The organism is Pauljensenia sp. UMB3104, assembly GCF_030217285.1.
Classification (GTDB): domain Bacteria; phylum Actinomycetota; class Actinomycetes; order Actinomycetales; family Actinomycetaceae; genus Pauljensenia.
In genome coordinates this window covers 1-266 of sequence record NZ_JASONN010000340.1, presented here as the reverse complement: position 1 = coordinate 266, position 266 = coordinate 1, and the positions used below count along the sequence as shown (strand labels likewise).

Genomic DNA, 266 nt, shown 5'->3' with positions numbered 1-266 from the left:
GGCCCGCGAGGGACTCGCCACCGTAGACGTAGGGGATACCGGTCAGGCCGAGGGCGACGGAGACAATGTCGCCGCCAGCCGCGTTCAGGCTGGCCTGACGGGCAGAGGTGTCGGAGGTGGCGTCACCGCGGGACTCCGAGCGGGAAGCGGCGGAGTCGGACTGATCTGCCGCAGCGGTGGTAGCCGGAGCCGGGGTGGGCGCGGGGGCCTCGGCGGTGACGGACGCAGTGGCATCCTCTTCAGCGGTCCACGCAATGTCCGGAACC

The 266-nt window shown here is 71.8% G+C and carries 1 pseudogene; it reads right to left on the bottom strand.

Annotation, left to right across the window (positions count from 1 at the left end):
* Positions 1–266, bottom strand: a pseudogene (locus QP415_RS11955) (C40 family peptidase); the annotation flags it as partial.